Source organism: Pseudomonas mendocina, assembly GCA_037482215.1.
Classification (GTDB): domain Bacteria; phylum Pseudomonadota; class Gammaproteobacteria; order Pseudomonadales; family Pseudomonadaceae; genus Aquipseudomonas; species Aquipseudomonas mendocina_E.
In genome coordinates, this window is sequence record CP148074.1 from 3,050,533 (window position 1) to 3,076,226 (window position 25,694).

Below are 25,694 nucleotides of genomic sequence, written 5' to 3' on the forward strand. Positions count from 1 at the left end.
GAAGCACTCACTCTATACCGACCTCCTTTGCTGCCAGGCCCTACACGGCCTGTCTGCATGTGCCGGCCTGCCCTGCCCGGCACGAACCGGGAACGTTTCAACGTGACATCCAACATGCCTCTTCAATAACCCACAAGAAGGCGACCGCTATGTCAGGCAACGGCAAGTTCAAGAAACAACTCTCACTGATAGACCTCACCTTTATTGGCCTTGGGGCCATCTTCGGCTCCGGCTGGTTGTTTGCCGCCAGCCATGTATCCGCGATTGCCGGACCAGCCGGCATTTTCTCCTGGCTGCTGGGTGGTTTTGCCGTGCTGCTGCTAGGCATTGTCTACTGCGAGCTGGGCGCGGCCCTGCCGGTGGCAGGCGGCGCGGTGCGCTACCCGGTTTACTCCCACGGCCCACTGCTGGGTTACCTGATGGGCTCAATCACGCTGATTGCGTTTTCCAGCCTGATCGCTATTGAAGTGGTCGCGTCTCGCCAATACGCAGCGGCGTGGTTCCCATCCCTGACTCACCCGGGTTCAAGTTCACCGACCATTATTGGCTGGCTTGTGCAGTTTGCCCTGCTTTGTCTGTTTTTCATGCTCAATTACCGTAGCGTGAAGACCTTTGCCAAGGCCAACAATCTGGTCAGCATCTTCAAGTTCATCGTACCTCTGCTGGTCATCGGCGTACTGTTCACCTTTTTCAAACCGGAGAACTTCAAGATTCAGGGCTTTGCTCCCTTCGGCCTGTCGGGCATAGAAATGGCGGTATCGGCTGGCGGGGTGATCTTTGCCTTTCTCGGTCTGACCCCGATCATTTCCGTGGCCAGCGAAGTGCAAAATCCGCAGCGCACCATTCCCTTTGCCCTGATCCTCTCAGTGCTGCTGTCCACCGCCATTTATGTGCTGTTGCAGACGGCCTTCCTCGGCGGCATTCCCACCGAAATGCTGGCTAATGGTTGGTCCGGCGTATCCAAAGAGCTTTCTCTGCCTTACCGCGATATCGCCATGGCGCTGGGCATTGGCTGGCTGGCTTATCTGGTGGTGGCGGATGCGGTCATTTCCCCGAGCGGCTGCGGCAACATCTATATGAATGCCACACCCCGCGTGGTGTATGGCTGGGCCAAAAGCGGCACCTTCTTCCGCTATTTCACACGTATTGAAGAAAACGGTATCCCGCGCCCAGCCCTGTGGCTGACCTTTGGCCTGTCAGTGTTCTGGACCCTGCCCTTCCCGTCCTGGGAAGCGCTGATCAACGTCGTCTCCGCCGCACTGGTACTCAGCTACGCAGTGGCACCGGTGACTGTTGCAGCGCTACGCCGCAATGCGCCAAACATGCCACGTCCATTCCGAGTCAAAAACTTCGCAATTCTAGGCCCGCTGTCGTTCGTGATCGCCTCACTGATCGTGTACTGGTCTGGATGGAATACCGTGTCTTGGCTGTTGGGCCTGCAAATCCTGATGTTTGTGCTGTACCTGCTGTGCGCCCGTTACGTGCCAACCGCACGCCTGAATATCCGCCAACAGGTGCGCTCGTCACTATGGCTGATCGGCTTCTACGCCGTCGCCATCCTGCTGTCCTGGCTCGGCTCCTTCGGTGGCATCGGCGTCCTGACGCACCCATTCGACACCTTGGCTGTGGCGGTATGTGCGCTAGGCATCTACTACTGGGGCGCCGCCACCGGTGTTCCAGCACACCTGGTTGATCTGTCCCTCGACGAAGACGAGCAGGAAAGCCCCGCCTCTGCTCGCCCTCAACTGCCAGTTGGCGCAGCGAAACACAGTCATTGATCAACGGCTGCTACGGCAGCCACTACCCAGCTCCCGAAAAGTCCGACGGCCCAGGCCAGCCGGATGACAGGGAAGGTATGCCCGAAGCAAGGGCTTAGCAGAAACAGATGGAGCAAGACCATGAGTGAAAAAATCAACCTCAGCCTCGATCAGGTCTACGATCTGGCGCTACTGGCACTGACCCACAATGGCATGAGTGCAGCCCACGCAGCTGCAATTGCCGATGTCATCACCCAGGGGCAGCGCGATGAATGCAACTCCCATGGTCTTTACCGTGTCTTGGTCTGCGTGCGTACTTTGCGCTCAGGCAAGGTATCCCCGGATGCCTTGCCTACAGTGACCCAACCTGCTCCGGCCATCACCCGCGTAGATGCCCATCAGGCCTATTCGTTGCTTGCCTTTCAGACCGGTCTGCCATCCCTAATCGAACAGGCTCGCCAACAAGGTGTGGCTGCGTTAGTGATCCGCAACTGTTTCCACTTTTCTGCGCTCTGGCCGGAGGTCGAAGCCATCGCCCGTCACGGGCTGGTCGGTTTGGCCATGACTCCGAGCCACGCCTGGGTCGCACCGGAGGGCGGTCACAAAGGCGTATTTGGCACCAACCCGCTGGCCTTCGCCTGGCCGCGCCCAAACCCGACTGAGCCGTTTGTCTTCGACTTCGCCACCAGTGCCATTGCGCGAGGCGATATCGAGCTGCATGCCCGCCAGAACAAACCGATCCCACTCGGCTGGGGGGTCGATACCAACGGTAATCCCACCACAGACGCCAGAGCTGTCCTCGAAGGCGCCATGCAGACATTCGGTGGACATAAAGGCTCAGCACTGGCCGCGATGATCGAGTTGATGGCAGCCGCCCTGATTGGCGATATGACCAGTGCCGAATCCATGGCGTTTGACCAAGGTACAGGCGCCACGCCGTGCCATGGCGAACTGCTGCTGGCGTTCGATCCACAGCGTTTCCTGGGTGATGAGCTGGCCCTTAATCAACAACGCGCAGAGACGCTGTTCAGTGCCATCACCGATCAGGGGGCCCGCCTGCCTTCGCAACGCCGCTTTGCCGCACGTAAGCGCTCGGAACGCGACGGTGTGTGGGTAGACGCGGCCCTGCTGCGCGACATCGAACAGCTCCTGAACTGAACACCCGTTTTTTATCCAGTGGATACCTATATGAAACAGCTGCATGTCATCGACTCCCATACCGGCGGCGAACCGACACGTCTGGTGATGAAAGGCTTCCCTGAGCTGCCCGCCACCAGCATGACAGCCAGGCTTGAGGCGTTGCGCAACGAGCATGATCAGTGGCGACGCGCCTGCCTGCTTGAGCCCAGAGGCAATGATGTGCTGGTCGGCGCGCTGTACTGCGAGCCGGTTTCAGCAGATGCCACCTGCGGCGTGATTTTCTTCAACAACGCAGGCTACTTAGGCATGTGCGGCCACGGCACCATCGGGCTGGTAGCCTCCCTGCACTACCAAGGGCTGATCAGCCCCGGCGAACACAAAATCGACACACCGGTCGGCCCGGTCAATGCCACCCTGCACGAAGATGGCGCTGTAACCCTGCGCAACGTGCCGGCCTTCCGTTACCGCAAACAAGTACCTGTGGAAGTACCGGGCTACGGCTACTTTCTGGGCGACATCGCCTGGGGCGGCAACTGGTTCTTTCTGGTTTCCGAGCACGGCCAACGGCTGCAGCTGGATAACGTCGAAGCGCTGACTCACTTCACCCGCGCGCTGCTCAAGGCCCTGCACACCGAGGGAATCCAGGGCGAAGACGGTGCCCCTATCGACCACATTGAGTTGTTCGCCGATGACGACAAGGCCGACAGCCGTAACTTCGTCCTCTGCCCCGGCATGGCCTACGACCGCTCACCTTGTGGCACCGGCACCAGCGCCAAGCTGGCGTGTCTGGCCGCTGACGGCAAGCTGGCTCCCGGAGAGCAATGGGTGCAGGCCAGCATCACCGGAAGCCAATTTGTCGGCAGCTACCAGTGGGAGGGCGAACACATCCGCCCCACCCTAACTGGCCGCGCCTACATGACCGCAGACAGCACCCTGCTGATTGACGAGCAAGACCCTTTCGCCTGGGGCATCTGAACCCCCGCGCCCCACTGTTTAAACAAGGAGAAAACCCATGAGCGATAATATTTTCACCGGCTGCATTCCGGCCCTGATGACCCCATGCACGACTGATCGCCAGCCAGACTTTGATGCACTGGTAGCCAAAGGCAAAGAGCTGATCAAGCTGGGCATGAGCGCCGTGGTCTATTGCGGCTCCATGGGCGACTGGCCGCTGCTGAGCGAAGCACAGCGTCAGGAAGGTGTGGCCCGCTTGGTTGCTGCTGGCGTTCCAACCATCGTCGGCACCGGTGCGGTCAACAGCCGAGAAGCCGTATCCCATGCTGCACATGCTGCTCAAGTCGGTGCCCAGGGCCTGATGGTGATCCCTCGTCTGCTGTCCCGGGCCGTATCCCCGGCGGCACAAAAAGCCCATTTTAAAGCGATTCTTCAGGCTGCACCCAATCTGCCAGCAGTGATTTACAACAGCCCTCACTATGGCTTCGCCACCCGCGCCGATCTGTTCTTCGAACTGCGCAACGCCCATCCGAACCTGATTGGTTTCAAAGAGTTTGGTGGCGCTGAACCGCTGCGTTATGCCGCCGAGCACATCACCTCCACCAACGATGACATCACCCTGATGGTTGGGGTCGACACCCAAGTCGTGCACGGCTTCGTTAACTGCAATGCCACCGGTTCCATAACCGGGATCGGCAACGTGCTACCGCGCGAAGTATTGCAACTGGTCGAGCTGAGCAAGAAGGCCGCCAAGGGTGACCCCAAAGCCCGCCGTCAGGCACAGGAGCTTGAGAATGCGCTGAGCGTTCTGTCGTCCTTCGATGAAGGCACTGACCTTGTCCTCTATTACAAGTACTTGATGGTGCTCAACGGCGACAAGGAATACACCCTGCACTTCAACGAAACCGATGTGCTCAGTGACGCCCAACGTCACTACGCCGAGAACCAATACGCGCTGTTCCGCCAGTGGTACAGCAACTGGAATACCGAACAGAACTTCGCCTGATCAGCCCCACCACGGCGGTGCCCGGATGCACCGCCGCTCATTTATGCCTGCCGGGCCAGCCTATTGCCCGGCCCTCATTTTCAGGAGTCGACATGACGCTGACTGGCCAACTGCTTATCGGCAGCCGCACTGTAACCGGCAACGGCGAGATCATTCACGCCATCAACCCCGCCACCAATACGCCGTTGGCGCCCGACTATCCCGGTGGCGACGCCAGCCATGTGGATCAGGCTTGTGCATTGGCCAGCGCAGCATTTGACTCGTTCCGCGAAATCGCACCCGCTGAGCGCGCCCTCTTTCTGGAATGCATCGCTAATGAAATCGAAGCGTTGGGCGATCAGCTGATTGAACGCGCCGTTGCAGAAAGCGGCCTTCCCCTCGCCCGCATCCAAGGTGAGCGCGGGCGTACATGCCAGCAGTTGCGCCTGTTCGCCACTGTACTGCGCAAAGGCGAGTGGCTGGATGTACGGATCGACCCGGCCTTGCCTCAGCGTCAACCCATGCCCCGCAGCGATCTGCGCCAGCGTCAGGTGCCGCTCGGCCCGGTGGTGGTATTTGGCGCCAGCAACTTCCCCCTGGCTTTTTCCGTAGCAGGCGGCGATACCGCTTCGGCGTTCGCCGCAGGCTGCCCAGTAATCGTCAAAGCCCACAGCGCTCATCCGGGCACCAGCGAACTGGTCGGCCATGCCATTGCCCGAGCGGTGAAAAACTGCGGCCTGCCGGAGGGCGTGTTCTCTCTCCTGTACGGCTCGGGCCGCGAAGTCGGTACTGCACTGGTCAGCGACCCGCGCATCAAAGCGGTCGGCTTCACCGGTTCGCGCAGTGGAGGCTTAGCCCTGAGCAAAGCCGCTCAGGCGCGCCGAGATCCCATACCGGTGTATGCAGAAATGAGCTCAATCAACCCGGTTCTATTATTCCCTTCAGCCTTACAGACACGGGCCGAAGCACTGGCCCAGGGGTTTGTAACCTCGCTGACCCAAGGTGCAGGGCAGTTCTGTACCAATCCAGGGTTGATTATTGCCCAGCAAGGCCCAGACCTTGAGCGCTTCATCAGCAGCGCGGGTGAGCTTATAAAACGCATCCCGACCCAAACCATGCTTACCCCTGGCATCTTTCACGCTTACCAGCACGGCGTCAGTCAGCTCAAAGCTAACCCCAAGGCCCAACTGATTGCCGCCGGTCTGAGTAGCGAAGCACCCAACCAGTGTCAGGCCCACCTGTTCAGTACCTCAGCAGAAGACTTCCTTCGCGACGAAAACCTGCAAGCTGAAGTATTCGGCTCGGCCTCACTGCTGGTGCAGTGCCGTGATGCAGAGGAAGTTCGCAAGGTCTGCGAACATCTGGAAGGACAACTGACCGCTACCCTGCACTTGGATGCGGACGACCTACCCCTCGCCCAAACCCTGCTCCCTACCCTGGAACGCAAGGCCGGTCGCCTGCTCGTCAACGGCTGGCCAACCGGCGTCGAAGTGTGTGAAGCCATGGTTCATGGCGGCCCTTTCCCCGCCACTTCAGATGTGCGCAGTACATCGGTCGGTACCGCTGCTATCCAGCGCTTTCTGCGCCCCGTTTGCTATCAGGACTTCCCAGACGACTTGCTCCCCACGGCACTGCGCCATGACAACCCAATGCACCTGCGTCGCTTGCTCGATGGTCAAAGGGAGGCCTGAGACGATGAATCTCTCAGCCCATTCAACCGTAACGAATGACCACCCGGATATCACCGTCGTCGGTGCTGGCATCATCGGCGTGGCCTGCGCCCTACAACTGGCCCGGCAGGGTCTGCGCGTTGTGGTGGTTGATCAGCAGCCCCCCGGCCACGGCGCCTCATTCGGCAATGCCGGGCATCTGGCCACGGAGCAAGTGTTCCCAATAGCTGACCTGTCCATTCTCATGCGCCTGCCTGCCATGCTGCTTGACCCGAAAGGGCCGTTGCGGCTGGACTGGAGATACCTGCCCAAGGCACTACCCTGGTTTATCAAACTGCTGGCCAACCTTCGTCCGGAGCCATTTCAGCGCTCAGTCGCCGGGCTGCGCGCCCTCAATGAAGGCAGCCTGCATGCCTGGCAACGGCTGTTGAACTCGATCGCCCATCCGCACTTGCTGCGCGAAGAAGGCTCACTGCTGGTGTTTGAGCGCAGCGAGTCGCGCACCGCCATCGAAGCGTTGCAGCTGCGTATGCTACAGCAAGGTGTTCCAGTCGATTTGTGGGAGTCACGGGCTGTACGTAACAGCGCGCCGCAACTCAGCCAACGAATCAGGGGTGGGCTGTACTTTCCAGCAACGGGGCAATTTATTGACCCGTACCGCGTCGTCGAAGAGCTGGTAAGGGCCTGCCAAGCGGCTGGCGTGCACTTCCTCAGGCGTCAGGTGCAAAACGCACACCTGACAATCAGTGGCGTCAGCCTGCTTACCGATCAGGGCACATTCAACAGCAGCAAAGTGCTGATTGCTTGCGGCGCCCACTCGGCCGCACTGACAGAGGCCCTGAGCGGATGCAAGGTGCCTTTAGAAACAGAACGCGGCTATCACCTGATGCTGCCCCATGAACACGAACGACTGCCCTTCCCGGTAACGTCCTTTGAACGCAAGTTCATCATGACGCCCATGAGCGAAGGTTTGCGACTAGCAGGCACAGTTGAGTTCGCTGGGCTTGAACGTGCACCCAACATGCAGCGAGCCTGGCAGTTGCACCACCTAAGCAAAGGCTTATTCAACGAAGACTTGAGCCCCGTCAATGCCAGTCCGTGGATGGGCTTTCGTCCGTCGTTGCCTGACTCTCTGCCGGTTATCGACAGCTGCTGCGACGGCAAGGTGCTGCTAGCCTTTGGTCACCAACATTTAGGCCTAACCCAGGCCGCTTACACAGCCGAGTTGATTGCACGCCTGAATGCCTACCCGCACGCTCTCAAACAACCGGAATTGGCACTGCTCAGGGCCTTCAGGCTGGCTCGTTTCTAGATTGGATGCACGCCACTGATACGAAAAATCTATTAGAGCCATTTCATTGAATTATTTTATCAACCAAAACCTGATGATTAAGATTCCTCGCAACAAGGAATGATTCTCAATCGAGGTGTACCATGCTCAAGACACTGACCTTCACCGTTATGCACTTCTGCATTGCATTCGGTGTGACCTACGCGCTGACTGGCAGCGTAGCGGCCAGTGGCCTGGTTGCTGCGATTGAGCCACTGTGCAACTCCGTTGGCTTCTACCTCCACGAGAAGGTCTGGCAGCGCATTGAAGGCCGATCGCAGCCTGTAGAAAATCAGCCCAGCCATGCATGGCTGCATCATCAGGCATGATCCGGGAAACATTCGTCTTAATCCCGAAGCAACACGTAAAACTGGCAGCATGAGGCTGAAGGTATCCGCTACTATGCGCGCTTCAGTCCCCATGCACGCCTGATCATGCCCACCAAATCCCGCAGCCTTGCCGCCACTTTTGTTTGCTCCTGTCTCGTTGCGCTAATTGCCCTGTTTGCCCTCTGGTACAACTTAGGCAAAGCCGTGACGCTGCCTGATGTCGCCACACCCACACATAAACTGCAGTGCGCGTCATACACGCCTTTCGCGAAGGACCAATCGCCGTTTGATCAACCCATGCAGCTGCGCCCCGAGCAGATGGAGACGGATCTGGCCCAACTGTCGAAACGCTTTACCTGTCTGCGTACTTACTCCGTAACCGGGCTGGAGGCTCTGCCAGATCTGGCGCGTAAATACGGACTGAAGCTCATGGTCGGCGCATGGGTCAGTCGTAGTCAGGAAAACACAGCGATTGAAATCGACAACGCGATCAAGATCGCCAACGCCCACCCGGATGTGATTCAGGCCGTCATCGTCGGCAACGAAACGCTGCTGCGCAAAGAGGTTACGGCCCAGCAGCTTGTAACCCTGATTGATAAGGTCAAAGCGCACATTCAGCAGCCGGTGACCTATGCCGATGTCTGGGAGTTCTGGTTAAAACACCCGGAAATCGCTCCAGCCGTGGATTTCATCACTATCCACCTGCTGCCCTATTGGGAAGACGACCCAGCAGGCATTGACGAGGCACTGCAGAAAGTTGCCAGCGTGCGCCAGACATTTGGCAACGCTTATGCCCCTAAAGACATCCTGATTGGTGAAACTGGCTGGCCCAGCGAAGGGCGTCAGCGCGAAACCGCGGTACCGAGCCGGGTCAATCAGGCCAAGTTCATGCGCGGCTTTGTTGCCATGGCCGAAGAAAACGGCTGGCGATACAACCTGATCGAAGCCTTCGACCAACCTTGGAAACGCATCAGTGAAGGTGCTGTTGGCGGTTACTGGGGATTGTTTGATGCCGACCGGCAGGAGAAATCTATCCTCGCTGGCCCAGTCTCCAACCTGCCGCAGTGGCCGGCTTGGCTGGGGCTGAGCCTGGCCATTTTCGCCGGCACCTTGCTGCTGGCTGGCCGCCCAGAGTCTCACCGCTCGGCCGTCGCGCTACCGCTGCTGGCAGCCTTGGGCGCTGGTTGCATAGGGCTGTATGCAGAGCTGACGCTGGTCACCGCACGCTTTATCGGGGAATGGCTGTGGGCCGCTGCACTGTTGGGCGTCAACCTGGTGGTTCTGGCTTATGCCGCCCTGCATCTAGGCAGTAAAAGCCAACGCCGACTGCCGCTGTACCATTGGCTACAGAGCAAGCGCGGCCTGTGGCTGGTTCTCAGCGCTTTTGCTGGCGCGGTGATGATGCTGGCGTTGGTGGTTGATGCCCGTTATCGCAGCTTCCCGAGCGCCGCTTTGCTGCTACCAGCGGTTGTTTACCTGTTTAAACCAACTACTGGCTACCGCCGCGAAATAGCCTTGCTCACGCTACTCATTGCAGCGGGTATCGCGCCTCAGCTGTACCAAGAAGGCCCACACAACATGCAGGCCATTGGCTGGGCACTGGTTTCAACGCTACTGGTCATCGCCTTGTGGCGCAGCCTAAGACGTAGCCCTCAAACCATATAACTATGCTGATTTAGTAGCGCGAACCAGACGCAGCAGTGCCAATACCACGGCAATCACACCGAGGCTGGCACTGTAGAGCACCAACGCTGGCAGACCTATCAACAGCGACAGCCCGGCCAACACCTGCCCTGCACGGCCACGCCAGATAAAGGCAATCACAGCGACTGCCAACGCCGAATAGGCGATGACGCTGAAGTGAATCAGCCAGCCCAGTGAAGCCCGTATCTGGCACTCCAAGCGCTCAGGCTCGGCCAAACACAAACCTACCCAGCGGTCGTTCTCCATCAGTTGTGTACGCAGGATCAGGCTGACATACAGTGCAGCGGCCGCCAGCACAAAAAAAGCAACATAAGGCAGGTAACGTTTCATAAAAACTCAGGGCAGGCATCAAGAGGCGCCAAGGATATGCTCAGTAGCGGTCGCTGGCACTCAAAATTACCGCTAAGTGCCAATGCCTATCTACACTACATAAACATCAGGATGCGCCATACCGGCATTCGCCGACGAACAGGACGTTTCCCGCCTTGATATCCCAAGAAAATACTTAAAAACTTCGCTGTTTTAAGAACCAGTCAATATAAAGGAATTGCACTTAGACCGTTTTCTACAGTCCAAGTGTGTACTAAACATTCCGTTGTCCCGTGCCAGAGACTTTGCCATGTCGTACAGATCACGCTTGCTTGCCTTAGTAGGATGCTTGGCCCTTGCGAGCCAGCTGCACGCTGCTGACATAGATGCCAGCACCTATGGTTACCCCCTGACCAACCCATTTGAAGCAACCATCGCGACTACCCCCTCCATGTTGCAGCCCGCGCTGCCTGCGGATAAGGACATCAAGCAGGCGGACTATGAGATTCAGTTGCGCCCGGAGCGTCAGTTTGAAGTCCCGGAAAACTTCTGGTCTGTCACCAAGATGCACTACCGCTTGGCCGAACAGCCCGGCGAAGCACCGCTGATCTTCATCATCGCGGGCACCGGTACGCCCTATTCCGGCAGTACCCCTGACTACCTGAAGAAGCTCTTCTACGGGGCTGGCTACCATGTGGTGCAGTTGTCCTCGCCAACCAGCTTCGATTTCATCGTCTCTGCATCCCGCACCGCCACACCGGGCATCAGCCAAGATGATGCGGCCGACCTCTACCTGGCCATGCAAAGCATCCGCGCTGAGCACCATAACCTCAAGGTCAGCGACTTCTACCTGACCGGCTATAGCTTAGGGGCGTTAAATGCCGCCTTTGTCAGCAAGATGGACGAGACCAAGCAGAGCTTCAATTTCAAGCGTGTGCTGCTGCTTAACCCACCCGTGAACCTATACACCTCCATCACTAATCTGGACAAATTGGTCCAGACCCACGTGAAAGATGTGGATGACACTACCACCTTCTATGAACTGGTACTGGGCAAGCTGGCCCGCTACTTCCAGAGCAAAGGGTACGTGGATATCAATGAGGCCATGCTCTTTGATTTCCAGCAGTCCAAAGAACATCTCACCAACGAACAGTTGGCCATGTTGATTGGTACTGTATTTCGCTTCTCCTCGGCGGACATTGCTTTTACCTCCGACTTGATCAACCGACGCGGGTTGGTCACGCCCATCGGTTATCCGATCAAGGAAGGCACCAGCCTCACACCCTTCTTCAAAAACGCGCTGTACTGCGATTTTGACTGCTACATGACAGAACAACTGATCCCCATGTGGCGCGCCCGCACTGGAGGTGGCAGCGTCACGCAACTGGTCGATGAGATCAGCCTGTATGCGCTTAAGGACTACCTGAAAACCAACAGCAAGATTGCCGTCATGCATAACGCCGACGACATCATTCTCGGCCCGGGTGATATCGGTTTTCTGCGCGACACCTTTGGCGACCGCCTGACTCTCTACCCGTACGGTGGCCACTGCGGCAACCTCAACTACCGCGTCAACAGTGACGCTATGCTGGAGTTTTTCCGTGGCTAAGTCTCTGAACCTCTGCCTGCTGGCGACTGCACTGCTGGCCAGCCTTACCGTTAAGGCCGAAACCACACCTGATGCTGACGGCTTCAAAAATCCGTTGCAGCAGCTGCAATTTAACCCAGGCCTTGATCAACGCGAATTTGAGCGTTCCACCCTCAACGCCCTAAATGTCTATGACCCGCTGGAGTCGTGGAACAGACGTGTCTACCACTTCAACTACCGCTTCGATGAATGGGTGTTTCTGCCGGTTGTTAAGGGCTATCGCTATGTCACGCCGGATTTAGTTGAAAAAGGGGTCACTAATTTCTTCCGTAACTTGGGTGAAGTGCCGACATTGGTCAACAGCGTTTTGCAGCTCAAGGCACAGCGCTCCATGGAGACCACAGCTCGGCTGATGATCAACACCATTATCGGCGTCGGTGGCATTTGGGATCCTGCAACCATGATGGGCCTGCACCGCAACTCCGAGGATTTCGGCCAGACCTTGGGTTATTACGGCGTGCCTGCTGGCCCGTACCTGATCCTGCCGCTGCTGGGCCCTTCTGATCTGCGTGATGCAGGTGGTCTGGTAGTGGACTACAGCACCAAACATTATGTGAACTGGCTCGATGTAGCCGAAAGCAGCAGTGACCATCCGGAAATCACACTACTGGAAGTGATTGATCAGCGTTCCACCGTTAACTTCCGCTATGGCCAGCTGAACTCTCCTTTCGAGTATGAAAAAGTGCGCTTCGTTTATACAGAAGCTCGCAAGCTGCAAATTGCCGACTGACATCGCATCAAAAAAAATGCCGCAGGGATTGCTCCTTGCGGCATTTTTGCATTCAGCAATTACCTACTGATCGTAATAACGGGACAGGCCTGGGGGCACGCCGCTGGTATCGGTCGGCGTCCACGGGCCATTGGCCGAGGTCGACCAGCTCCAGCCGTTATTCCAGCGATAGTAAGTACGCTCGCGGTAAAACACATGGGGCATCCCCGACACCACATAGGCCCCCAGTGCAGCATCCCACTGGCTTTTCACACCTGGTGGCGGCGCAAAACGCGGATGGTTACTGATTGAGCCTTGCTTGATCGTCGGCGCGGGTTGCGTGATAGGGCTGTGCACACAGGCTGCTAGGCTCAGAATGCCCAGCAACAAGCCTGCACGACACAGCCAGGTCATCACTTGGCACTGTCCGCCGTATCGATCAGCAGCGTCTGTGGCTCACTGCTGTTGCTAGCGACAGGCTGGCCATTGCCCACCCACTCACCCGCAGTGGCATTTCCGCTACGGGAAATCCGTGCACCTAGCTGTACCTGAGGGAAGCTGGAGATTTTCATCTGCGGCATCATCGCATCGTTATCAGACAGGGTTATCTCTGCCGGCAGCTCTGAAACCTTCAGGCGCTTGACCGCCAGAGGCATCGGCGGGCCCGACACGGCACGGGCAAAGACAAATACAGCATCATCGGCTTGTACCTTGTCTTTCAACTCGGCAGCCAGATCTACGCGAACGGTCAGTTGGTGAACAGCAGCCGGTGCAGCTTGTTCCAGCTCCTTACCGGTTTCAGCCGCATATTGCTCACGTGCGCGCTGAATACCACCATCGATAGCCTGGCGAGAAGGGTCATCAGCAGGCAGCAGCGCCACCAGCTTCTGCCAGTTTTCAACGGCTTCTGCATAGCGACCGTCTTCAAAGGCAGCAATGCCGAGCAAGCCCAGCGTAGTCGCCTCGTTCGGGTCGGCCTTAAGTGCCTCGTCGCTCAGTTTTTGCAGCTGATCAGTCCACTGCTTATTGCCGGCGAAATACAGTGCCTGAGCCCACTGGCCCAAAAGTTCTGGGGCGCGATTGGCCAAGTTCACGGCCTTTTCAAAAGCAGGTGCTGCTTCAGCCGCACGGTCCTGAGCCATGTAAGCACGCCCCAAGAAATACCAACTCTCAGGCGACTCAGGGTTCATCTTGACCGCCAGCTCAAGGCGTTCGGTCATTTCCTCAATATTTTTCGGCTGCTGAGCAAACTGACGCGCCTGTTCAATCTCTTCCTGAGCGCCCCAATGCATATACAAGCCAATGCCCACAAACGGCACCAGCAGCGATGCGATTAGCGGCACAGCCGTGCCCAAGCGGCGTTGCCGAGGCAGCGCCTGTGCACCTTCAGTGTCCGCCAGCAGCTCACGGGCTGCTTCATCGCGACCGTCAGCCAGTTGCTGATCGTTGAGCGCCCCGGCTTCATGTTGCGCTTGAAGCTCTTGTAAACGCTCCTGATAAAGGGTCACGTTCAGCGCGGTACGGTCCTCTTCGGCCTGAGCCTTTCGGCCACGCAGAACAGGGATCAGCAGAAAAGCCAGGGCTACCAACAAAAGCAGCCCTGCACACAACCAGAATTCAATCATCAGTCTTTCTTATCCAGAGGCGGTTGATTGAGCAAAGCAGACAAACGCTGTTGTTCTTCCGCAGAAAGGCCCGAAGCGGGAGCCTCTTTGCTGACGCGGCGACGGCGTAGCAGGATCACGCCGAGCAGGACAAATCCGCCCACCAGCAAGCCCGCGGGGCCGTACCAGAGCAACAAGGTGCGGCTCGTGACAGGCGGGTTGTAGAGAACGAAATCACCATAACGGCTGACCAGATAATCGACGATGTCCTTGTCGCTTTTACCCTCTTCCAGCATGCGGTAAATCTGTGCACGCAGGTCCATGGCAATCGGCGCATCGGAGTCGGCGATGTTCTGGTTCTGGCACTTAGGGCAACGAAGCTCCTCAACCAAGTGGCGATAACGCTGGCGCTCTGCCTCGCTGGCAAACTCATACGTATCGATTGCCGCCTGAGCCGTGCTGAATACAGCCAGTCCCAGCGCCACTGCGCTCAGAAAACGCTTCATGGCTGAGCCTCATCGACCAACTGCTGATAAAGCGGCGCCAGCTGCTCACGCCATACTCGCTCATCAATCACGCCGACAAACTTGTGACGGATAACGCCATCCTTGTCGATCAGGAAAGTCTCCGGTGCACCGTACACCCCCAGATCAAGGCCCAGGCTGCCACTGGTATCAGCCACGTTAAGCTGATACGGGTTGTGGAAGTCCTTCAGCCATTTCTGAGCGGCAGCATTGTAGTCCTTGTAGTTCACACCGTAGATGTTCACACCCATCTCAGACAGCTTGTTCAGCACCGGATGCTCCACACGGCAGGCCACACACCAGGTTGCCCAGATGTTGACCAGCGCAGGCTTGCCCTTGAGGTCAGCCTCTGTCAGCTGCTTTTCGCCCTGCACGGACTGCAGGGTAAACGCTGGCAATGGCTTACCGATCAGGGCCGATGGCAACTCTGAAGGATCAAGGAATAAGCCGCGGTAGAGGAACACCGCTACACCTAAAAAGATCGCCAGTGGCAGTAACAGTAAAAGACGCTTCATGCTTTGGCCTCCGCCATGCCCAATGCATCACGCACACGGGTTCTGACTTTCATGCGGTAGCGTTTGTCAGCGGCAGCCAGGAAGCCGCCGAAGCCCATCAGCAAGCCGCCCAACCAGATCCAGCGAACGAACGGTTTAATGTGTACACGTACCGCCCAGGCACCATTTTCCAGTGGCTCCCCCAGTGCAACAAACAGGTCACGGGTCAGCCCTGCATCAATACCTGCTTCCGTCATGGTCGCTTGCTGAACGACATACAAACGTTTCTCTGGGTGCAGTACGGAAAGCTCTTCGCCGTCCTTCAAGACACGAACCGTGCCGCGATCGGAGGTGAAGTTAGGCCCTTCGAAGTGCTTAGCACCTTCGAAGACAAAGTGATAACCGCCAATTTCGACACTGTCGCCCGGCGCCATGCGCATATCGCGCTCGTAGCTGCCAACACTGGTCAATACCACACCCAGCGCGCACACCGCCATCCCCAGGTGGGCCATTTGCATGCCCCAGTAGCTGCGGCCCAAGCTCGGCAAGCCTTTAAGCAAGCCTTTGTGACGAGTCTTGTCGAGAATGTCGCGCACCCCGGCAAGAATGATCCAGGCTGCCAACAGCCATACCGCCAGCACGCCCCAGTTGAAGTCACCGACAATGAAGGTGGCAACCACTGCCAACACAATGCTGCCGATCAGCACCGGGCTGAGCATGGACATCAGCCAGTTCAGCGGCGTGTCTTTCCAGCGCACGATCACACCAACAGCGATCATGACCATCAGCAGCGCCATCAACGGCACAAACAATGCGTTGAAGTAAGGAGGACCAACCGACAGCTTGGCGCCGCTGATTGCATCCAGTACCAGTGGATACAGCGTACCCAGCAGGATCATGGCAGCCGCCACAACCAGAATCAGGTTATTGACCAGCAGGAATGTCTCCCGCGACCACAGCGCAAACCCCACCTGGCTCTTCACCACTGGCGCTCGGACAGCGAACAACGTCAGTGAGCTGCCCACCACCACCAACAGAAACGCGAGTACAAAGCTCCCCCGCTCAGGATCACTGGCAAATGCATGCACCGACGTCAGTACACCAGAACGCACCAGGAATGTACCCAGCAGGCTCAGGGAGAACGCAGCAATGGCCAACAGCACGGTCCAGCTTTTAAACACACCGCGCTTTTCAGTCACAGCCAGTGAGTGAATCAGCGCAGTGCCGACCAGCCATGGCATGAAGGAGGCGTTTTCCACCGGGTCCCAGAACCACCAGCCGCCCCAACCCAACTCGTAGTAAGCCCACCACGAGCCCAGGGCGATACCAATGCCGAGGAAAGCCCACGCTACGATGGTCCACGGACGCGACCAGCGCGCCCACGCTGCATCCAGCTTGCCACCCAGCAGGGCAGCAATAGCGAAGGCAAAGGCAACCGAGAAGCCCACGTAGCCCATGTACAGCATGGGTGGATGGACAATCAGACCGAAGTCCTGCAACAGCGGGTTCAGATCGCGACCATCGGCGGGCGTGTCAAACAGGATACGTTCGAACGGATTAGATGTGATGATCAGGAACAGCAAAAAGCCGATGCTGATAATGCCCATAACGGCCAGTACGCGAGCCAGCATCTCCTCCGGCAACTGCCGGGAGAAAATCGACACCGCGAAAGTCCAGCCTGCCAGGATCAGCCCCCACAGCAGCAGCGAACCTTCGTGGGCACCCCACACGGCACTGAACTTGTAGTACCAGGGCAGCATGCTGTTGGAGTTGTGAGCGACATAGGCAACGCTAAAGTCGTCCACCAAAAACGCGTACGTCAGGCAGATAAAGGAGAACAGCATGAAAGCGAACTGCCCCCAGGCCGCTGGCTGGGCCAGGCCCATCCACTGACGATCGCCACGCCAGGCACCGATCATCGGCAGAGTGGACTGCACCACTGCCATGCACAGCGCCAGGATCAGAGCCAGATGGCCAAGTTCAGGAATCATTGAGCGCTCCCCTGCGTGGCAGCATCATGCTTCTGCTTCATACCGCTTTGCTCCAGCGCCTGCATCACTTCGGGCGGCATGTAGTTTTCATCGTGTTTAGCCAACACTTCGTCAGCAATCAGCAAGCCGCTGTTATCTAACTTGCCCATAGCCACAATGCCCTGCCCTTCGCGGAATAGGTCAGGAAGAATACCGGTGTAGCTGATAGTGACGTTGTGCGCGCCATCGGACACTACGAAACGGGTTTCCAACGAATCATCGGAACGTTTGACCGAACCGGCCTCGACCAGACCGCCTGCGCGGATACGTGTGTCCTTCGGCGCTTCACCATTGGCGATTTGAGTCGGGGTGTAGAACAGATTGATGTTCTGTTGCAGCGCACTGAGGGCCAAGGCCACCGCAATGCCCACACCAGCGAGAATCGCCAGAATGATAAAGAGGCGTTTTTTACGCACCGGATTCACTTGTTCTCCTCCCGACGCAAACGACGCGCCTCATCTTGCAGGTAACGGCGACGTGCCAGAACCGGCAGCGCCACATTCAGCGCCAACACAGCCAAGGTTATGGCATAGCAGGACCAAACGTAAGGACCATGGGTGCCCATGGCGATGAACTCACTAAAGCTGGCGAAACTCATTGGCCTTTCTCCACCAGTGCTTTGACCTCAGCCTTAACCCAACTGCTGCGGGACTCTCGCTTGAGCACCTCAAGACGCATACGCAGGAACAGTACGACGGCAAAGAAACAGTAGAAGCCCAACACCATGATCAGCAGGGGCATCCACATTTCAAATGGCATGGCAGGCTTTTCCACCACGCTGAACGTGGCAGGCTGATGCAAGGTGTTCCACCACTCCACTGAGTACTTGATGATCGGAATGTTCACGACACCGACGATCGACAGCACAGCACAAGCCTTAGCCGCGCTGTCACGGTTGGTAATCGCCTGCCCCAGAGCAATCACCCCGAAATACAGGAACAGCAGGATCAGCATGGAGGTCAGGCGCGCATCCCACACCCAGTAGGTGCCCCAGGTCGGTTTACCCCACACGGCTCCGGTCACCAATGCAATGGCTGTCATCCAGGCACCGATTGGAGCTGCCTGCTGCAAGGCGACATCGGCCAGCTTCATTTTCCAGACCAGACCAACAATCCCGGCTACAGCCAGCATCACATAAATGGACTGAGCCAAAAATGCAGCAGGTACATGGATATAGATAATGCGAAAGCTATTACCTTGCTGGTAATCCGGCGGTGCGAACGCCAAACCCCAAACCAGTCCGACAGTCAGCAATAGTGCAGTAGCCACGACCAACCAAGGCAACCAGCGCGAGCTGATCTCGTAAAACCATTTGGGCGAGCCGAGTTTATGAAACCACGTCCAGTTCATCAGGTTACTCATCAATGCTATGTAGATTGGCTGGCAGGTACATGCCTGGGCAGCTCAACCGACGATTACGGCTTATGGTTACTCTGCAACACTGATCTTCAGACCAGCAGCAATTGCAAAAGGTGTCAGGGTCACCGCCAAGGCGGTAAGGCTGGCCAGCCATAACAGGTGGCCGACCGCCGGCAATCCTTGCAGGCTGGCTTGTAATGCCCCGCTGCCAAGAATCAGCACCGGGATATACAACGGTAGAATCAGCAGTGCCAGCAGCAGCCCACCTCGCTTTAACCCAACCGTCAGCGCCGCACCCACAGCACCCAACAGGCTCAGTACAGGCGTACCCAGCAAAAGAGAAATCAGCAATACCGGCAGACAACGACCGGGCAGCCCCAGCATTAAGGCCAACAACGGCGCTAATAGAACCAGAGCCAAGCCAGAAAACAGCCAGTGTGCCAGCACCTTTGCCAGAACCAGAAGAGGCAGGGGGTGCGGCGAAAGGACCCACTGTTCCAGTGAGCCATCTTCAAAATCACTGCGAAACAGCCCATCCAGCGAGAGCAACACGGCCAATAACGCAGCCACCCAGATCAGTCCGGGAGAAAGGCTTTGTAACAACTGGGTTTGTGGGCCGACTGCCAATGGAAACAACGCGATCACGATGGCGAAGAAAACCAACGGATTAGCCAGTTCCGCGGGACGACGAAACAGCAGGCGCGACTCGCGGGCAAGCAACAAGGTAAACACATTGCTCATGATTCACGCTGCCCCAGATCCAATGCACGGTAACCCGCAGGTTTTAAGGTCATTTCATGGTGCGTGGTAAGCACCACCAGACCGCCCTGCTCGCAATGTTGTGCCAAGTGATTTTCCAGCTGGGCAACAGCGGCTTTATCCAGTGCGGTAAATGGCTCATCCAGCACCCACAGTTTGGGCCCCGGCAGGTATAAACGGGCGAGTGCAACACGACGTTGCTGCCCAGCCGACAGGGTATGGCACGGGACATCCTCAAAGCCACGTAACCCCACAGCGGCTAGAGCACTCCAGATAGCGTCGCGACTAACCGGCTGATGCAGTGCACACAGCCAGGTGAGATTCTCTTCCGCAGTCAGCAGCCCTTTGATGCCAGCTGCATGCCCGATCCACAATAGCGTGCGTCCCAACTCTGCCCGCTGCTCATGCAACGGACAACCGTTCAGCAGAATTTCGCCATCGGTTGGCGGCATCAGCCCGCCGAGCAAGCGCAGCAGGCTGGTTTTGCCACTGCCATTAGGGCCTACCACCTGAAGCATTTCGCCGGGCATCAGGCGCAGATCCAGTTGCTCGAACAGCATGCGCCAATCCCGCTCACAGGCGAGCGCAACGGCTTCAAGAACAGGGCTGGTCAAAACATCGACACCTACAATCAAGGACTAAAAGGCTTCAAGTCAGACAGACATTGGCCGCTATATACTGACGCAATAGACATGCGTACCCGCACGACGGGGCGTGATTATACATGCCTGCCACCGCCTACCGCAGCGGGCATTTTCGACAGGGTGTAACCCACCGATGAGTGAAATCAGCAGTTCCCGGCCAATAGCGCCCTCCGCTGCCCCCAGCCGCCCCGCCGCGCCGAGCAGCGATCTGTCGGTAAAACTCCTGCAACCCATGCAGGATTTGCTAGCAGATGGTGAATCAGCCAAGGCAGAAGTGATCGCCCAGAAAGCACTGGCGCAGAACTTTCAGGTGCTACTGCGGCTAACCCTCGACAATGGCCGTCAGGCCCTGCTGGAAGCCAATAGCCCGCGCCCGGTTGAACAAGGTAGCACCTTGGCCGTCACCGCCTTGTCCCAGACGCGCCTGGCGCTGTCAGCCCTGACTGGTGGCAGTAATAAACCCATGACTAGCCTGGACTTAGAACAACTGCCCGTCGGTACGCTGATCCAAGGTAAAGTCGTTTCAAGCAGCCAGTTGCCGGGCACAGCGACTTATCGTGTTGTGGTAAACCTGCTCAATACCTCACTGGCCGGTAGCCAACTGGCCATCGACAGTGAAAATGCCCTGCCCATCGGCAGCCTCCTCAGCGCCAAAGTACAAGGCAACCAGTCGCTCGGTTTTCTCCCTCTCAGCGGACGACTTGACCAACTGGCACTGAGTCAGCAATTGGGTAATCAGCTTAATCGCCAGGGTTCTCTGGAGGGGCTTCTTGGTGCCCTGCAAGGCTTGCGCGGTAGTGGCGGGCTCAGTGACGGCCTACTCTCCAGCATCGACAAACTGCTTGCCGGTTTACCTGACGCAGGGCAACTGAGCACCGCCAAAGGTCTGGCACAGGCGCTGAAGGACAGTGGCGTTTTCCTCGAAGGAAAGCTGCTCGGCGGCCAGACTCAGGGCTTATCGACAGACCTTAAAGCCAACCTGTTACGCCTGATTTCGCAGATCATGCCAGGCATGGCGCCTGGTGCGGCGCTCAACTCGACTCAAAGCAGCGCAGCATTAGCTCAAGCGCTACCTTCCGTAGCTCGCGACCTCCTGCAATCGCTAAGCAAAGACAGTACCCGCCAACTGGGCCTGAGCTTCCCTCTACCCAATCGGCTGCTGAAAAACGAAGAAGGCGAAGATGATCTTGAAGCCACATTGAAACTGGCTGCAGCTGCCATTTCCCGCCTACAGACTCACCAATTATCGAGCCTGACACAAAGTCAGGTCGGACCAGATGGCAACTTGCTGACCACCTGGCAGCTTGAAATCCCCATGAGGAACCAGCACGACGTGGTTCCACTTCAGGTCAAACTACAACGCGAAGACAGTAACGAGCGAAAACAGGAGAAGCAGGAAACCCTGTGGAAAATCGAGCTGGCATTCGACATTGACCCCTTAGGCCCCATGCAAGTACAGGCACAGCTGCTGCATGCACAGCTGTCCAGTCAGCTCTGGGCCGAACGGGAAACCACCGCACGCCTGATCAACAGTGAGTTGAACAATCTGCGCCAACGCCTCAGTGATGCAGGGGTCAACATTGCTGAACTGGTCTGCAACCGTGGCATCCCCCCCCAAGGCCCGCGTACCAGTTTAGAACAGCGCTGGGTGGATGAAACCGCATGAAGAAGAAAGCCCCGCGCCAGGCCATAGCCCTGAATTATGACGGCAAGAACGCGCCGATTCTCAGCGCTAAAGGTGATGACGAACTGGCCGAAGCCATCCTCGCCATTGCCCGTGAGAATGAGGTGCCGATATACGAAAACGCAGAGCTGGTCAGACTGTTGGCGCGAATGGAACTAGGTGACGCAATTCCTGAGCAGCTGTATCGCTGCATTGCCGAAATCATCGCTTTTGCCTGGTATTTGAAAGGCAAATGTCCTGAAGGCTTTACCCCTGCAGGAGCAGACGACACGAACGAGTACCTGCCCCGCCTGCCTGGGCCACAGAATTAAGTGAGCGTGTAGCCTGGATTAGCCGTAGGCGTAATCCGGATTTCGTCGTCATAGCCTACACCGCCACGGCGGAAGCGCTGCGCAATTGCCCCCTGCAAAGGCACGGCTCGACTCGGTATAAGCGGCAGCTGGATTAGCGCCGTGCGTGCTGCATACGGCTGATCAACTCAGCCTCGCCCTGACTCAAACCACAAGACTGCGTCAACTCATCGACACTAGCCCCCATCCCGGCCAAACGTGCAGCCTGAGTGAACGACAAGCTGCCGGGATCACGCTGTTCAATCTGATTGAGCTTGTCGGGTAATGGCGCTACCACATGCCGCAACTCTTGCAGCTCCTCACCCATTTTGACGCTACCCGTCAGGTAGGCATCAAGGCGGCGGTTTAGCTCTTTCACCCGCCGCTCATGCAGAGCATCACGCTCACGCTGCCGGCTTTCTGACTCGCGCAACTGCCTGGCAAACCAGACGCATACCCCTGCCAGCCCCATACTGAGCAAGAGCACCGCGACGAGTAATACAACCAGCAACACATCCAGCATGGTTTAGATGCTCTCCAGCTCTGACCACTCTTCCTCAGTCATCATCTTGTCGAGTTCAACCAGAATCAGCAGCTCGCCGTTCTTGTTGCACACGCCCTGAATGAACTTGGCAGACTCGTCATTACCGACGTTAGGCGCGGTTTCAATCTCAGACTGACGCAGGTAAACCACTTCAGCCACGCTGTCAACCAGAATACCCACCACTTGCTTATCCGCTTCGATGATGACGATGCGGGTATTGTCGGTGACTTCACTGGAGTCCAGACCAAAGCGCTGACGGGTATCGATCACGGTAACGACATTGCCGCGAAGGTTGATGATACCCAGCACATAACTCGGAGCCCCAGGTACCGGAGCGATCTCGGTGTAACGCAATACCTCCTGGACCTGCATCACGTTGATGCCATAGGTCTCATTGTCCAGTCGGAAGGTTACCCACTGCAGAATCGGATCTTCAGAACCTTGTGCAGAACTCTTCTTCATATTCCCTAGCCTCATCAATAACCGCTTTCACGGCGTTGGCGGGTGTTGGCCCCGCGCGCATTACTATAGTTGCAAAGCTGTAAACCGCGTACAGCGTTGCGTAATCAATGTGCCTGCCCAGCAGACATATTCCGGGTCGCTCCGCTGGCAATCAACTCGGCCAATGCGGCCACATCCAGCAGTGCACACATATGCTCAATCACTGTACCGGCAAGCCAAGGCCGCTGCGTGCGCTGGCTACGCCATTTAACCTCATCAGGGTCTATGCGAATGGAGCGGCTGACTTGATGCACGGCCAACCCCCACTCATAGCCCCCCACAGAAATCACATACTGCAAATTGTCGCGAAACTCGTCGCGGTAGCGGTCAGGCATCACCCAGCGTGCCGTATCCACCACTTTCAGGTTGCCTGCCTGGGACGGCAGGATACCGAGAAACCAGTTCGGCTGGCCGAATAAAGGTGTCAGCTCCTGTCCCTCAAGGGGATAGATAGAACCCAACGACACCAGAGGCACAGCCAGGGTTAGCCCCGCCACATCAAATAACAAACACTCAAAAGGCCCATCAGCCCATGCCGGGCGCTGCCCCTTCTGCACAACAGGCATCGATTGCTCGTCAAGCTTCACCAGCGTAACCCGTTCTTCACGGATTACAGGTGCTTCAATCGGCGCAGGCGCAACAAGCGCAATTTGCGGCGCAGGAGCAACTGGCTCCTGAACTGTCAGATTAGCTGGGACTGACAGGGAGTGTAAGCGGGAATCGCGCACCTGCTCTTCCAGCACAGCCAGCTCAAACTCATCAGCGCTGACACTGGAGCTCTCAACGACGGGCAACTCTTCAGTCGCCTCTTGCAACAGATCGTCCAAATAGGACTGCAAGGCCAGTTGAGTACGGGTGGCGGTGGCAAGTGGACGGCTCATGGGCACAACCTGAAATGACAAAGTCTAGAGGCTATCGGCCGACTCTGTGTCTGACTTGAGTCTAACTGCAATTTACACCTGTGCATTTCAAGCGACCTGTGTAGCCAGCGGCTGCGACAGCAGATGCTTAAGCAAAGCACGGTAGGCAATCACGCCGCGGCTGTTCTTGTCATACTGCGACGGTGTACGCCCTGCCCGACTGGCATCGCGCAAACGCGTGTCAACAGGAATATAGGCCTGCCATAGCTGCTGCGGAAATGCCTCATGCAATACCCGCAATGTACCCAAAGATGCCTGCGTACGACGGTCGAACAGCGTTGGCACAATGGTGTAAGGCAGCGCCTGGCGCCGTGAACGATTGATCATCTCAAGCGTATTGACCATACGCTCCAAGCCCTTGACCGCGAGAAACTCAGTCTGCACCGGGATCACCAATTGCTGACTTGCAGCCAGGGCATTGACCATTAACACTCCCAGCAAAGGCGGACTGTCGATAATCGCGTGGTCAAACTCCTGCCACAGCTGAGCCAAACTTTTTGAAATAACCAGTCCCAAGCCATTTTGCCCGGGTGATTGCCGCTCCAACGTGGCCAACGCAGTGCTAGAAGGGAGCAGCGATATTTGTTCATGACTGGTGGGCAGCAGCAGACTTTTCGGTAGTCCCTCCGGGACGCTGCCATTGTGCTGAAACAGATCAAAACAGCTGCGCTCCAAGGTATCCGGGTCATGCCCGAAATAACTGGTCATCGAGCCGTGCGGATCGAGATCAACCACGACCACACGGCGGCCGGCATCCGCCAGCAACCCTGCCAGCGCAATGGATGTGGTGGTCTTACCGACTCCACCTTTTTGATTGGCTACTGCCCAGACTTTCATCGTTTTCTTCCTCCCGGCGTGGCAACTGCCAGTCCGAGATCAACGCCCCGTTTCAGAGGGCTGGCGACGGTGAATTGACGACTCCCGCCTGCGGGAGTGTTGTTGCAGGCACTGGTGCAGGTTGCGTGCCAGCCTGAGGGTTGCTCGGTGTTTTACTACTTTGCGTATCGTCAGCCTTGGTTTGTCGGCGGCGTACGTCCACATCCCTGGAGATCACCAGCACAACCCGGCGATTACGCGCTCGCCCAGCCACGGTTTCGTTAGGCGCCACCGGCTGGAACTCGCCGTAACCCACAGCAGCCATACGCGACGGATTTACACCATCCATTGCCAGCATACGCACCACACTGGCCGCACGGGCAGTGGACAGCTCCCAGTTGGTTGGATAAGCCGCCGTCTGAATCGGCTGGTTATCGGTAAAGCCTTCAACCTGAATGGGGTTCTCGTAGGGCGCCAGAATTTTGGCAACGCGCTCGATAATATCGAAGGCCGCATTATTGGGGACCGCATCGCCACTACCAAAGAGCAGGCTAGAACTCAGCTCGATTTCGATCCAGGTTTCACTGCCACTGATTTTCAACTGGTCAGAATTGATCAGATCACCGAAGGCATCCTTCACACTCTGAGTAATACGCTCCAGAGAGTCCCCTTGTGACGGGTGACTTTCATCAACCAATGAACGATCCGGCTCCGTGGTTCGCGGACGCTCGTCACCTACAGGAATGGGCTTGATCGCACGATCAGGCTCAGTGAATACGCCTGTAAGTGAGTCGGAGAGAATCTTGTACTTGCCTTCATTGATGGATGAAATCGAGTACATGACCACAAAAAAAGCGAACAACAAGGTTATGAAGTCAGCGTATGAAACCAACCACCGCTCGTGGTTTTCATGCTCTTCTTGCTGGCGTCTGCGAGCCATAGCAACTCCCC

General features: G+C 57.2%; 27 protein-coding genes and 1 pseudogene. 12 read left to right on the forward strand and 16 right to left on the reverse strand.

Annotated features, from left to right (window positions below; translation table 11 throughout):
• Positions 1-149: 149 nt before the first annotated feature.
• From WG219_14185 to WG219_14220, 8 genes are all read left to right on the forward strand, one after another.
• On the forward strand, positions 150-1,778 hold the full coding sequence (locus WG219_14185; protein WXL24465.1) for an APC family permease: 1,629 nt from the start codon (positions 150-152) through the stop codon (positions 1,776-1,778).
• A 120-nt stretch (positions 1,779-1,898) separates the two neighbouring features.
• On the forward strand, positions 1,899-2,915 hold the full coding sequence (locus WG219_14190) for an Ldh family oxidoreductase (protein ID WXL24466.1): 1,017 nt from the start codon (positions 1,899-1,901) through the stop codon (positions 2,913-2,915).
• 30 nt (positions 2,916-2,945) lie between these two features.
• Positions 2,946-3,872 (forward strand): 4-hydroxyproline epimerase, encoded by a 927-nt coding sequence (locus WG219_14195; GenBank protein ID WXL24467.1) that lies wholly within the window; start codon positions 2,946-2,948, stop codon positions 3,870-3,872.
• Positions 3,873-3,909: 37 nt separating this feature from the next.
• Positions 3,910-4,857 (forward strand): dihydrodipicolinate synthase family protein, encoded by a 948-nt coding sequence (locus tag WG219_14200; protein WXL24468.1) that lies wholly within the window; start codon positions 3,910-3,912, stop codon positions 4,855-4,857.
• A 92-nt stretch (positions 4,858-4,949) separates the two neighbouring features.
• On the forward strand, positions 4,950-6,527 hold the full coding sequence (locus WG219_14205; protein WXL24469.1) for an aldehyde dehydrogenase (NADP(+)): 1,578 nt from the start codon (positions 4,950-4,952) through the stop codon (positions 6,525-6,527).
• A 4-nt stretch (positions 6,528-6,531) separates the two neighbouring features.
• Positions 6,532-7,818 (forward strand): FAD-dependent oxidoreductase, encoded by a 1,287-nt coding sequence (locus WG219_14210; protein ID WXL24470.1) that lies wholly within the window; start codon positions 6,532-6,534, stop codon positions 7,816-7,818.
• Positions 7,819-7,940: 122 nt separating this feature from the next.
• Entirely contained in the window at positions 7,941-8,165 is a 225-nt protein-coding gene (locus tag WG219_14215; GenBank protein ID WXL24471.1) for a DUF2061 domain-containing protein, read from the forward strand.
• Between the two features lie 105 nt (positions 8,166-8,270).
• On the forward strand, positions 8,271-9,830 hold the full coding sequence (locus tag WG219_14220; protein ID WXL24472.1) for a glycosyl hydrolase family 17 protein: 1,560 nt from the start codon (positions 8,271-8,273) through the stop codon (positions 9,828-9,830).
• On the opposite strand, the gene WG219_14225 is transcribed toward WG219_14220, so the two are convergent.
• Entirely contained in the window at positions 9,831-10,199 is a 369-nt protein-coding gene (locus tag WG219_14225) for a hypothetical protein (GenBank protein ID WXL24473.1), read from the reverse strand.
• 289 nt (positions 10,200-10,488) lie between these two features.
• On the opposite strand from WG219_14225, the gene WG219_14230 reads away from it, so the two are divergent.
• On the forward strand, positions 10,489-11,787 hold the full coding sequence (locus WG219_14230) for a serine/threonine protein kinase (protein ID WXL24474.1): 1,299 nt from the start codon (positions 10,489-10,491) through the stop codon (positions 11,785-11,787).
• Positions 11,788-11,860: 73 nt separating this feature from the next.
• Positions 11,861-12,556: pseudogene (locus WG219_14235) on the forward strand (VacJ family lipoprotein).
• A 63-nt stretch (positions 12,557-12,619) separates the two neighbouring features.
• Here the strand turns inward: WG219_14235 and WG219_14240 are convergent.
• The 10 genes from WG219_14240 to ccmA all read right to left on the reverse strand — a co-directional run bounded on the left by WG219_14240 (position 12,620) and on the right by ccmA (position 19,865).
• Entirely contained in the window at positions 12,620-12,949 is a 330-nt protein-coding gene (locus tag WG219_14240) for a hypothetical protein (GenBank protein WXL24475.1), read from the reverse strand.
• Entirely contained in the window at positions 12,949-14,160 is a 1,212-nt protein-coding gene (gene ccmI / locus WG219_14245) for a c-type cytochrome biogenesis protein CcmI (GenBank protein WXL24476.1), read from the reverse strand. The genes WG219_14240 and ccmI overlap by 1 nt, the downstream gene beginning before the upstream one ends.
• Entirely contained in the window at positions 14,160-14,645 is a 486-nt protein-coding gene (locus WG219_14250; protein WXL24477.1) for a cytochrome c-type biogenesis protein, read from the reverse strand. The genes ccmI and WG219_14250 overlap by 1 nt, the downstream gene beginning before the upstream one ends.
• On the reverse strand, positions 14,642-15,178 hold the full coding sequence (locus WG219_14255; GenBank protein WXL24478.1) for a DsbE family thiol:disulfide interchange protein: 537 nt from the start codon (positions 15,176-15,178) through the stop codon (positions 14,642-14,644). Before WG219_14255 ends, WG219_14250 begins: the two co-directional genes overlap by 4 nt.
• Positions 15,175-17,148: a heme lyase CcmF/NrfE family subunit gene (locus tag WG219_14260; protein ID WXL24479.1), complete on the reverse strand. Its 1,974-nt coding sequence runs from the start codon at positions 17,146-17,148 to the stop codon at positions 15,175-15,177. Before WG219_14260 ends, WG219_14255 begins: the two co-directional genes overlap by 4 nt.
• Positions 17,145-17,612 carry a cytochrome c maturation protein CcmE gene (gene ccmE / locus WG219_14265; GenBank protein WXL24480.1) on the reverse strand — a complete coding sequence of 156 codons (468 nt, stop codon included), beginning with the start codon at positions 17,610-17,612 and terminating at the stop codon, positions 17,145-17,147. The genes WG219_14260 and ccmE overlap by 4 nt, the downstream gene beginning before the upstream one ends.
• The gene (ccmD, locus tag WG219_14270) at positions 17,609-17,785 is read right to left on the reverse strand and encodes a heme exporter protein CcmD (GenBank protein ID WXL24481.1); all 177 of its coding nucleotides are present in this window, start codon (positions 17,783-17,785) and stop codon (positions 17,609-17,611) included. Before ccmD ends, ccmE begins: the two co-directional genes overlap by 4 nt.
• Complete coding sequence (locus WG219_14275; GenBank protein ID WXL28011.1) at positions 17,782-18,540, reverse strand: heme ABC transporter permease; 759 nt, start codon at positions 18,538-18,540, stop codon at positions 17,782-17,784. The genes ccmD and WG219_14275 overlap by 4 nt, the downstream gene beginning before the upstream one ends.
• A gap of 75 nt (positions 18,541-18,615) precedes the next feature.
• Positions 18,616-19,287, reverse strand: coding sequence for a heme exporter protein CcmB (gene ccmB, locus WG219_14280; protein WXL24482.1), 672 nt, complete (start codon positions 19,285-19,287; stop codon positions 18,616-18,618).
• Positions 19,284-19,865: a cytochrome c biogenesis heme-transporting ATPase CcmA gene (gene ccmA, locus WG219_14285; protein ID WXL28012.1), complete on the reverse strand. Its 582-nt coding sequence runs from the start codon at positions 19,863-19,865 to the stop codon at positions 19,284-19,286. The genes ccmB and ccmA overlap by 4 nt, the downstream gene beginning before the upstream one ends.
• Before the next feature lie 217 nt (positions 19,866-20,082).
• Here ccmA and WG219_14290 point away from each other — a divergent pair, with 217 nt between their 5' ends.
• Complete coding sequence (locus WG219_14290) at positions 20,083-21,615, forward strand: flagellar hook-length control protein FliK (protein WXL24483.1); 1,533 nt, start codon at positions 20,083-20,085, stop codon at positions 21,613-21,615.
• A complete protein-coding gene (locus WG219_14295; protein ID WXL24484.1) occupies positions 21,612-21,944 on the forward strand; it encodes an EscU/YscU/HrcU family type III secretion system export apparatus switch protein in 333 nt (110 codons plus the stop codon). Before WG219_14290 ends, WG219_14295 begins: the two co-directional genes overlap by 4 nt.
• 133 nt (positions 21,945-22,077) lie before the next feature.
• Here the strand turns inward: WG219_14295 and WG219_14300 are convergent, their stop codons facing one another.
• From WG219_14300 to motD, 5 genes are all read right to left on the reverse strand, one after another.
• Entirely contained in the window at positions 22,078-22,485 is a 408-nt protein-coding gene (locus WG219_14300) for a DUF2802 domain-containing protein (protein ID WXL24485.1), read from the reverse strand.
• A gap of 3 nt (positions 22,486-22,488) precedes the next feature.
• Positions 22,489-22,968, reverse strand: a complete 480-nt coding sequence (locus WG219_14305) for a chemotaxis protein CheW (GenBank protein WXL24486.1) — start codon at positions 22,966-22,968, stop codon at positions 22,489-22,491.
• A 104-nt stretch (positions 22,969-23,072) separates the two neighbouring features.
• Positions 23,073-23,888 (reverse strand): CheW domain-containing protein, encoded by an 816-nt coding sequence (locus tag WG219_14310; protein WXL24487.1) that lies wholly within the window; start codon positions 23,886-23,888, stop codon positions 23,073-23,075.
• An 87-nt stretch (positions 23,889-23,975) separates the two neighbouring features.
• Positions 23,976-24,764, reverse strand: a complete 789-nt coding sequence (locus tag WG219_14315) for a ParA family protein (protein ID WXL24488.1) — start codon at positions 24,762-24,764, stop codon at positions 23,976-23,978.
• A 52-nt stretch (positions 24,765-24,816) separates the two neighbouring features.
• Positions 24,817-25,683, reverse strand: coding sequence for a flagellar motor protein MotD (gene motD, locus WG219_14320; protein WXL24489.1), 867 nt, complete (start codon positions 25,681-25,683; stop codon positions 24,817-24,819).
• Positions 25,684-25,694: the final 11 nt, after the last annotated feature.